This is a genomic window from Streptomonospora sediminis (assembly GCF_054778995.1).
In genome coordinates this window covers 180116-190145 of record NZ_BAAGYZ010000146.1, presented here as the reverse complement: position 1 = coordinate 190145, position 10030 = coordinate 180116, and the positions used below count along the sequence as shown (strand labels likewise).

The 10030-nt window shown below is 72.7% G+C and carries 7 protein-coding genes; 5 read left to right on the top strand and 2 right to left on the bottom strand.

Annotation, left to right across the window (positions count from 1 at the left end):
• The 4 genes from ACYVD5_RS27905 to ACYVD5_RS27890 form a co-directional block, all read left to right on the top strand.
• On the top strand, positions 1–2970 hold a 2970-nt coding region (locus tag ACYVD5_RS27905; RefSeq protein WP_461004149.1), incomplete at its 5' end, for a type I polyketide synthase.
• Positions 2971–3397: 427 nt separating this feature from the next.
• Complete coding sequence (gene ccrA, locus ACYVD5_RS27900) at positions 3398–4768, top strand: crotonyl-CoA carboxylase/reductase (RefSeq protein WP_461004148.1); 1371 nt, start codon at positions 3398–3400, stop codon at positions 4766–4768.
• 73 nt (positions 4769–4841) lie between these two features.
• The gene (gene rfbC / locus ACYVD5_RS27895; RefSeq protein ID WP_461004147.1) at positions 4842–5450 is read left to right on the top strand and encodes a dTDP-4-dehydrorhamnose 3,5-epimerase; all 609 of its coding nucleotides are present in this window, start codon (positions 4842–4844) and stop codon (positions 5448–5450) included.
• Positions 5447–6580 carry a DegT/DnrJ/EryC1/StrS family aminotransferase gene (locus ACYVD5_RS27890; protein WP_461004146.1) on the top strand — a complete coding sequence of 378 codons (1134 nt, stop codon included), beginning with the start codon at positions 5447–5449 and terminating at the stop codon, positions 6578–6580. Before rfbC ends, ACYVD5_RS27890 begins: the two co-directional genes overlap by 4 nt.
• Before the next feature lie 79 nt (positions 6581–6659).
• Here the strand turns inward: ACYVD5_RS27890 and rfbB are convergent, their stop codons facing one another.
• Positions 6660–7637 carry a dTDP-glucose 4,6-dehydratase gene (rfbB, locus tag ACYVD5_RS27885; RefSeq protein WP_461004145.1) on the bottom strand — a complete coding sequence of 326 codons (978 nt, stop codon included), beginning with the start codon at positions 7635–7637 and terminating at the stop codon, positions 6660–6662.
• 39 nt (positions 7638–7676) lie between these two features.
• Positions 7677–8564: a glucose-1-phosphate thymidylyltransferase RfbA gene (rfbA, locus tag ACYVD5_RS27880; RefSeq protein WP_461004144.1), complete on the bottom strand. Its 888-nt coding sequence runs from the start codon at positions 8562–8564 to the stop codon at positions 7677–7679.
• 334 nt (positions 8565–8898) lie between these two features.
• On the opposite strand from rfbA, the gene ACYVD5_RS27875 reads away from it, so the two are divergent.
• Complete coding sequence (locus ACYVD5_RS27875) at positions 8899–9864, top strand: alpha/beta hydrolase (protein WP_461004143.1); 966 nt, start codon at positions 8899–8901, stop codon at positions 9862–9864.
• Positions 9865–10030 lie beyond the last annotated feature (166 nt).

Below are 10030 nucleotides of genomic sequence, written 5' to 3'. Positions count from 1 at the left end.
AGCTTGAACGGTCACGGCGCCGGTGGGGAAGGGCCCGTGGTCGGGATCGCGGCGGTCAACTCCCCCGACACCACCGTGGTCTCGGGCACCACCACCGCCGTGGACGCCCTCATCGACCACTTCCACACCCGCGGCCGCCGCACCCGCCGCCTGCAGGTCTCCCACGCCTTCCACTCCCCCCTCATGGACCCCGCACTGGAGGGCATCCGCCAAGCCGCCGCCCCCATCACCGCCCACCCCGCCACCATCCCCGTCATCTCCAACCTCACCGCCACCCCCCTGACCCCCGACCAGGCCGGCGACGGCGACTACTGGGCCGCCCACGCCCGCAACACCGTCCGCTTCGCCGACACCCTCACCCGCCTGCACACCGCCGGCGCCGCCGTGTTTGTGGAACTGGGCCCCGGCGGGGCCCTGAGCACCCACGGGCCCGCCTGCGTGGGCGAGGACCCCGACACGGTGTTCCTCACCGCCCAGCGCCCCGACCGGCCCGAAACCCAAACCCTGGTCGAGGCCGTGGCCACCGCCCACACCCGCGGCATGCGCCTGGACTGGGACGCCGTGTTCGCCGGCACCGGCGCCCGCATCACCGACCTGCCGACCTACGCCTTCGACCACCACCACTACTGGCTCAAACCAACGAACGGCCGGGAGTCCGGCTCCGGCCCCTCCGCGGCTGCGGACGACGGTTTCTGGGCTGCGCTGGCCGCCGAGGAGCCCGAGGCGCTCGCGGCGAGGTTGAAGGTGGACGCCGATGCGCTGGGCAGCGTGCTGCCCGCCCTGTCGTCGCTGCGCGACCAGGAGCGGGAGCGGTCCGCGGCCGATGGGTGGCGGTACAGGCTGGTGTGGCGCGCAGCCGATATCGCGGTCCCCGACGAGGCCCCGGCCTCCGGCACGGCGGCCGGCTCCGTCTGGCTGGTGGCGGTGCCCGCACCTGCCGCTCCCGCTACCGTGCGCGGCGCCGAGCAGGTGCGCGCCATCGTCGACGGACTCGCCGATCGGGGCGTTGCGCTGCGCACCGTCGCGGTGGGTGGCGAGGACCGCGCGACCCTGGCGGCGGCCGTCGCCGCGGCGGCCCGCGGCGGCGCGGATGGGCCCGAGGTGGCCGGGGTCCTGTGCCTGCTGCCGCTCGATACCGAGCCGCACGCGGAGCACACCACACTGTCCCGCGGGATGGCGGCGACCGTCACTCTCGTGCAGGCGCTGGCCGATGCGCAGGTCACCGCTCCCCTGTGGGTGGCCACCTCGGGCGCGGTCACCCTCGGCGACGGCTCCGGGAACGGCAACAGCGCCGCGGCCGGCGCCGAGCACCCCGACCTCCCCGAGCACCCCGGGGACACCGCGGACACCGACCCGTTCCAGGCGGCCGTGTGGGGCCTCGGCGCCGTCCTGGCGCTGGACCAGCCCGACACCTGGGGCGGTCTGGTCGATGTGCCCGCCGAGCCGTCGGCGGCCGACGTCGCGCTGCTGCACGGTGCGATCGCGGCCGGCGGAGGCGAGGACCGGGTGGCGATCCGCTCGGGCACCGCACACGTGCGGCGCATGGTGCGCTCGCCCGCCTCCGCCGCGGGGGCCGCTGCGGCCGGCGGCGCTGCGACGGCGGCGCCGGTGTGGCGGCCGCACGGCACGGTGCTGGTCACCGGCGGTACGGGCGGCGTCGGTGCGAACGTGGCGCGCTGGCTCGCCGAGGAGGGAGCCGACCGGATCGTACTGGTCAGCCGCCGGGGCGCGGACGCGCCGGGTGCGGAACGGCTGCGCGAGGAGCTGCAAGAGGCCGGTGCGGCCGTCGAGATCGCCGCCTGCGACGTCACCGACACCGCCGAGGTGCGGCTGCTGCTGGCGTCGCTGTCCGACGGCCCGCCGCTGACCGCGGTGATGCACGCGGCCGGGACCGGGCACGAGGACGTGCTGGTCCCGCAGACCTCCCTGGACGACTTCGCCGGGTTCGGCAGGGCGAAGGTGGCGGGGGCGATCGCCCTGGACTCCGTGGTGGACTCGGCGGTCCGGCACGCGGGCGGCGGCCCGTTGGAGGCGTTCGTGCTGTTCTCGTCCGGAGCCGCCGTCTGGGGTTCGAGCGGGCAGGCGCCCTATGCGGCGGCCAACGCGTTCCTGGACGGTTTGGCCGCCCGCAGGCGGGCGCGCGGGCTCGCGGCCTCCTCGATCGCCTGGGGCGGTTGGGGCGGCGGCGGGATGATGGAGGGCACCGTCCAGGAGCGACTGGGCCGGATCGGGATGCGCCCGATGGCGCCGGAGGCCGCTGCCCGGTGCATCGGGCGGTCGCTGGGCATCGGGGAGTCCCATCTGGTGGTCACCGACGTCGACTGGCAGCGGTTCGCCCAGGCGTTCACGCTCGCCCGGCGGCGGCCGCTGCTGGAGGCGGTGCCGGAGTTCGCCCGGGCGCTGGAGGAGGCGGATACCGGTAGCGGCGGCGATGCCGCCGGGTCCGGGGGCGGCGGTGCCGCGTTCGCGCAGCGGCTGGCCGGGTTGCCGCCGGCCGAACGCGAGCGGGCGGCGGTGGCGCTGGTCCGGTCGGAGGCCGCGGCGGTGCTGGGCCACTCCGCCGCTGATGCGGTGGAGCCGGACCGGGCGTTCAACGAACTCGGTTTCGACTCGCTGACTGCGGTGGAGCTGCGCAACCGGCTGCGGGAGGCGACCGGGTTGAAGCTCCCGGCCACCCTGGTGTTCGACCATCCCACGTCGCTGGCGCTGGCACGGCTGCTGTTGGAGCGGTTGGCACCGGCGGACGACGGCTCGCCGGCCGGGATCCTGGACCGGCTGGATGAGCTGGAGCGGCTGCTGCGGGAGCAGGAGCTGTCGGCCGGGGAACGGGCGCGGATCGGCGACCGGTTCCGGGCCGTGCAACTGGCGGCCGAGGCGGGCACCGGAGAGGAGGACGACGGCGCGGACGTCGATGCGCTCTCCGACGAAGAGCTTTTCGCGACTCTGGACGACCAGCTCGGCTCGGCGTGAGGCCGGTGCCGGGCGCCCCGGAGCGGACGCCCGGCACCGCCGCCCCCGCCCCTGCTCCCGCCCGTCCCCGCTCCCCCCGGTGCAATCCGGCCGCGGGAAATTCCATTGCGCCCGGCGCTCGCGCGGACCCGTACCGAAAAACGCCCGCGGTTGAACGGAGGATAGGGGAACCGTAGGGGTTGGTGGCGGAAGGGCGAAAAAATATCGTTGCCCTGCATACGGGACGCCGGTGCCGACCGGTTAACCCACCCGGCTACCGAGCGCCCTGGCCCCGCCGGCGGCTTTCCGGCCCGTGCCCGCGCGTTTTCCAGGGGCCTGTGTACCCGCCCGCGCCTTGCCCCGGCGCTTGAGAGCGACCGCGCACCCGTCGGCGGAAAACGGACGGCGACCGACTTCCGTGCAGAACCGACCTTCCCGAGGAAACCGAATGCAGGAAATCGCAGACGCCCTTCTATCCGAGGAGTTCGATGCCGCGGCGGTCGCGGATCTGCCGGTCCCGGACAGTTACCGGGGCGCGGTCGTCCACGAGGGCGACACCGAAATGTTCGCCGGGGTGCCGGCCAAGCAGCGCGATCCCGCAAAGGCACTGACGCTGCGCGACGTGCCCACGCCCGAGCCGGGGCCCAACGAGGTACTGGTCGCGGTCATGGCCAGCAGCATCAACTACAACACCGTGTGGAGCTCGATCTTCGAGCCGGTGCCCACGTTCGGCTTTCTGAAGCGCTACGCGAAGGCGGTGCCCGAGGCCGCCCACCACGAGCAGCCGTTCCACGTGCTCGGGTCCGACCTGTCCGGGGTGGTGTTGCGGACCGGCCCGGGTGTGCAGCGGTGGAAACCCGGCCACAAGGTGGTGGCGCACTGCCTGTCGGCGGAGCTGTCGGCGGCCGACGGCCACGACGACAGCATGCTCGACCCCGACCAGCGCATCTGGGGCTACGAGACCAACTACGGCGGCCTGGCCCAGGTCAGCCTGGTCAAGGCGAACCAACTGATGCCCAAGCCGCGCCATCTGGCCTGGGAGGAGTCGGCGGCCTCGGGCCTGGTGAACTCCACCGCCTACCGGCAGCTGATCTCGCGCAACGGCGCCCGGATCAAACTCGGCGACGTGGTGCTGGTCTGGGGTGCCGCGGGCGGCTTGGGGTCCTATGCCACCCAGCTGGCGCTGCGCGCCGGTGCGACCCCGGTGTGCGTGGTCTCCAGCGAGCGCAAGGCCGACCTGGTCCGCGCGCAGGGCGCCGAGCTGGTCATCGACCGGGCGGCCGAGGGCTACCGGTTCTGGCAGGACCCGCAGACCCCCGACCCCAAGGAGTGGAAGCGGTTCGGGGCGCGGATCCGCGAACTGACCGGGGGCGACGATCCCGATGTGGTGTTCGAGCACCCGGGCCGGGAGACCATGGGCGCCAGCGTGTACGTGGCCCGCCGCGGCGGCACCATCGTCACCTGCGCGTCCACGTCCGGATACCAGCACCAGTACGACAACCGCTACCTGTGGATGGGGTTGAAGCGGATCGTCGGTACCCACTTCGCGAACTACCGCGAGGCGTGGGAGGCCAACCGCCTCATCGCCAAGGGCAAGGTGCACCCCACGCTGTCGGCCGTTTACGGCTTGGAGGACGTCGGCGTTGCCACCCGCCGCGTGCACGAGAACACGCACAGCGGCAAGGTCGGCGTGCTGGGGCTGGCACCGCGCCCCGGGCTGGGCGTCGACGACCCCGAGCTGCGCGCCCGCCACTCCGATGCGATCAACCTGTTCCGCGAGGACGGCGCGGACGGCACAGTGCCCGGGGAGGCACTGTAGCCCGCCGGCCCGTCCCGCGCCCCCACGAGCGCACCCGCCGCGAACCGACGATGAAAGGGGCCGAAGCGCGCAGATGGAGATCTCCGAGCTCGACCTGAAGGACAACCTGCTCATCACCCCGAAGATCTTCCCCGACGACCGCGGGCACTTCCTGGAGGCGTTCAACCAGGGTGCGTTCAAGGAGCACACCGGCCACGAGCTGGCCGTCGCCCAGGTGAACTGCTCGGCGTCGGAGTACGGCACCATCCGGGGCATGCACGCGGTGGCCCTGCCGGGGCAGGCGCGCTACGTCATGTGCATCGAGGGCGCGATCACCGACATCGCCTTCGACATCCGGGTGGGTTCGCCCACGTTCGGCCGGCACACGCCGGTGGAGCTGAGTGCCGCGAACCGGCGGGCGCTGTACCTGCCCGAGGGGATGGCGCACGGTTTCGCGCCGCTGACCGACCGGGCCACGGTCGTTTACCTGTGTTCGAGCCCGTGGCAGCCGGGCGCGGAGTACATCATCAACCCGCTCGATCCGGAGCTGGGCCTGCCGTGGCCGGAGGCGTCCGAACGGTTGCTGTCCGACAAGGACCGCACCGCCCCGTCCTTTGCGCAGGCCCGCGATCAGGGGCTGCTGCCGGACTACACCGACTGCCGGAAGCTCTACGACGCCAGAAGCGGGAAGGAAGCCCGATGATCCCGATGTTCCGGGTGGCCATGGCGCCCGAGGCGCCGGCCATGGCGGCCGAGGTGCTCTCCAGCGGCATGATCGGCCAGGGCGCCAAGGTCGAGGAGTTCGAGCGGGGTATCTCCGCGAAGATCGGCGGCGGCCGCGCCGTCACGGTCAACAGCGCCACCTCCGGGCTGCACTTGGCGCTGCACCTGCTGGCGGCCGCTCCGGGCGGTCCCGCAACGCTCGACCAGGGCGGCGGCGAGGTGTTGACCACGCCGCTGACCATGGAGGCGACCAACTGGACGATTCTGGCCAACCGGTTGCGCCCGAAGTGGGTCGACGTCGACCCGGCCACGCTCAACGTGGACCTGGACGACCTGGCCCGCAAGATCACGCCCAGCACGCGGGCGATCGTGGTCGTGCACTTCGCGGGGTACCCGGTGGATCTGGGCCGGCTCGCGGCGGTGCTGGACCGCGCCGAGCAGGAGTTCGGGTTCCGCCCGGCGGTGATCGAGGACTGCGCGCACGCCTGGGGCGCCCGGTACCGCGGGGCGCCGGTGGGCTCCCACGGCAACACGTGCGTGTTCAGTTTCCAGGCCGTCAAGCACCTGACCACGGGCGACGGCGGCGCGGTGGTGCTGCCCACCGAGGAGCTGGACGCCCGCGCGCGCCGCCTGCGCTGGTTCGGCATCGACCGCACGGCCGACCGGTTGCGCAACCCGCCCGATGTCGCCGAGTGGGGGTACAAGTTCCACATGACCGACCTCAACGCCGCGATCGGGTTGGGCAACCTGGAACCGGCGGAGGCGGTCGTGGCGCGGCACAAGGACAACGCCGCGTTCTTCGACCGGGAGCTGGCTGGTGTGCCCGGAGTGGAGCTGACCGAGCGTGCACCGGAGCACGAGTCGTCGTTCTGGGTGTACCCGATGAAGGTGGAGGACCGCAGCGGGTTCCTGAAACGCATGGACGAGGCCGGGATCATGGCGGGCAGTATCCACGAGCCCAACGACCGGCACGCGGCGGTGCGGGAGTTCCGCTCGCTGCTGCCCGGCCTGGAGCGGGTGGCGCCGCGCATCGTGGGCATCCCGGTGGGGTCGTGGGTCACCGACGAGCAGCGCGAGTACATCGCCCGGACCGTGCAGGCCGGCTGGTAGCGGCACGGCCCCCGGAACAGCCCGCCGGGCGCCCGCTCGCGTGAGCGGGCGCCCGGCCGTATGGGGGGCCGGGGCGTGCTCAGGCGGCCGGGGCGGTGTCCTGCCACCAGGCGCGGTTGTCGCGGTACCAGCGCACGGTGTCGGCCAGGCCCTGTTCCAGCGGGATCTCCGGGCTGTAGCCCAGCTCTCGCGCGATCTTGCCGTGGTCGACCGAGTAGCGCAGGTCGTGGCCGGGGCGGTCTTCGACGCGGCGCACCATCGACCAGTCCGCGCCGACGGCGTCCAGCAGCAGGCCCGTCAGTTCGCGGTTGGTCAGCTCGGTGCCGCCGCCGATGTTGTAGACCTCGCCGGCGCGGCCCTTGGCGGCGACCAGCGCGATCGCCCGGCAGTGGTCGTCGACGTGCAGCCAGTCGCGCACGTTGGCGCCGTCGCCGTACAGCGGTACCGGGATGCCGCGCACCAGGTTGGTGACGGCCCTGGCGATGAACTTCTCCGGGTACTGGCGCGGACCGTAGTTGTTGGAGCAGCGGGTGACGCACACGTCCAGGCCGTGGGTGCGGTGGAACGCGCGGGCGATCAGGTCGGAGGAGGCCTTGGACGCCGAGTACGGCGAGTTGGGTTCCAGCGGACGGGTCTCCGCCCAGGAGCCCGCTGCGATCGACCCGTACACCTCGTCGGTGGAGACGTGCACGAACCGGCCCGCGCCGGTCTCCAGCGCGCACTGCAGCAGGTTGTGCGTGCCCACCACGTTGGTGGTGATGAACTCGGCGGACCCGGCGATGGACCGGTCCACGTGCGACTCAGCCGCGAAGTGCACCACCAGCGCGGCGCCGTCCAGCACCCCCAGCATCAGGTCGCGGTCGGCGATGTCGCCGCGGACGAACTCCATCCGGGCGGGGTCGGCCAGCCCGTCCAGGTTGGCGCGGTTGCCCGCGTAGGTGAGCTTGTCGACGACGGTGACGTGCGCCCCCGCCACCTCCGGGTACCGCCCCTCCAGCAGGCGGTGCACAAAGTTCGAACCGATGAACCCGGCCCCGCCCGTCACGACGATGCGCATGGCCGCTCCCTCCCTTTCCTCGCAGGTGCAACGGGGCCGTCAGGCCCAGCCGTCGCGGTCGTACTCCTGGGCGATGCGCATGACGTAGCGGCCGTATTCGGACTTGGCCTGCTCCCGGCCCAGCCGGTAGCAGGTCTCCTGGTCGATGAAGCCCTTGCGCAGGGCCACCTCCTCCAGGCAGGCGATGCCCACGCCCTGGCGTTCCTCGATCGCCTGCACGTACTGGCCGGCGTGGGCCAGCGACTGGTGGGTGCCGGTGTCCAGCCAGGCGAACCCGCGGCCCAGGTTGACCAGCTGCGCCTTGCCGCGCTCCAGGTAGACCCGGTTGACGTCGGTGATCTCCAGTTCGCCGCGGGCCGAGGGCCGCAGGTTCTTGGCGATGTCGACGACGTCGTTGTCGTAGAAGTAAAGGCCGGTGATGGCCCGGTTGGACCGCGGTTTCTCCGGTTTCTCCTCCAGTGACAGCAGCCGCCCGCTGTCGTCGGCCTCGCCGACGCCGTAGCGCTCCGGATCGCCGACCGGGTAGCCGAACAGCACGCACCCGTCGACGTCCTTGCTGTGCTCCTCCAGCACCGCGGAGAAGGAGGCGCCGTGGAAGATGTTGTCGCCCAGCACCAGCGCCGTGCTGTCGCCGCCGATGTGGCCGGCGCCGATGGTGAACGCCTCCGGCAGCCCGTTGGGGCTCGGCTGGACCGCGTAGTCGATGCTGATTCCCAGGCGGGAGCCGTCACCCAGCAGGCGGCGGAACTGGTCGAGGTGCTCGGGGGCGCAGATGACCAGGATGTCGCGGATGCCGGCGAGCATCAGCACCGACAACGGGTAGTAGATCATCGGCTTGCAGTGGACCGGCAGCAGCTGTTTGGAGACCGCGAGGGTCACCGGGTGGAGCCGGGTTCCCGAGCCCCCCGCCAGGACGATGCCTTTCATGCGTCGATCACCTGTCTCTCTGCGCGAACCTGTGTGCGCTCCGCGGGGTGCGGGCAGCGCTGTGCGCGCGGAGCAGCCAGCACGAAGCTAGGCGGGTTGCACCCGCCGAACCAGCCCGCAAAGGCGACATAGGGGGCGGTTGCCCACATTCAGGGGGTACGGCGGGGGCGCGGCCGCCCTCGTATGCGCCCCGTTCAGCGCAGAGCGCCGCCCGCCCGAGCAGGGCGGATCGCCCGGCCCACGCGGCGCATCCGGCCACGTGGCCGCCGGAAAGCCCCGCACGGCGGCCGTCCGGCGGATGCCCCGCGCCCCCAGCCCGGCCGATGATTGCTCCATGAACTACAGGTTCGATCCCGACCTCGCCCCCTGGGCCGCGATGATGCCCGAGGTCGATCTGGAAGACGTCATCCACAAACGGATCAGCGCCTCGCCTGAGGAGGAGCGCGCGTTCCACGAGAAGCTGCCGCGCTACACGCCCGAACACAGCATGGACATCGACGACCGGGAGATCCCCGGCCCCGCCGGCGCCCCCGACGTGCGGGTGCGCGTCTACACCCCCTCCGCGGCGATGCGCCCCATGTCCGCGCTCGTCTACAGCCACGGCGGCGGGTTCGTCGCCTCCGACATGGTGATGTTCGACGCCCGCTGCATGGAGATCGCCGACCGGGTGGGGGCCCTGGTGGTGTCGGTCGACTACCGGCTTGTGCCCGAAACCGCCTTCCCCGGGGCACTGGAGGACGTGTACGCGACCCTGCTGTGGGTGCACGGCAACGCCGCCGAACTGGGCGTCGACACCGACCGGATCGGTGTGGGCGGCGACAGCGCCGGCGGCAACCTCTCCGCGGCGGTGTCCCTGCTCACCCGCGACCGCGGCGGACCGCAGCTGTGCTTCCAGTACCTCGACGTCCCGGCGCTGGACGACCGGCAGTCGACGTGGTCGGCGCAGACGTTCATCGACACTCCGGGCTGGAGCGGCCGGCAGACCAAGCCGATGTGGCAGTACTACCTGGCGGGCGGGCCGGCGCCGGGGTCTGCGGACGTCTCCCCCTACGCCGCCCCGATGCGCGCCGAAGACCTCACCGGAGTCCCCCCGGCACTGGTGACGGTCTGCGAGTTCGATCCGCTGCGCGACGAGGGCATCGCCTACTCGCAGCGCCTCGCAGAGGCCCGGATCCCCACGGAACTCATCCTCTACCCCGGCACCTTCCACGGCGCATCGGTCATCGCCTACGCCGAAATCACCAAGAAGATGCGCGAGGACCTGGTGTTCTCCCTGCGGCGGGGACTGCGGGCGCGGTGAACCGCCCGGGCGGTCCCCGGTAGAACGGGCCCGCTCGGGGTGGGGCTGGGGGCGGCTACGGGTGCCGGCGGAGGACGGACGCCGGAAGACTCGGGTCCGCAGCAACCGGTCGGACCCGACCACCCGCCGCCGCCCCTCCACCCCGGGAAGCGGAGCCGTCGGGGGG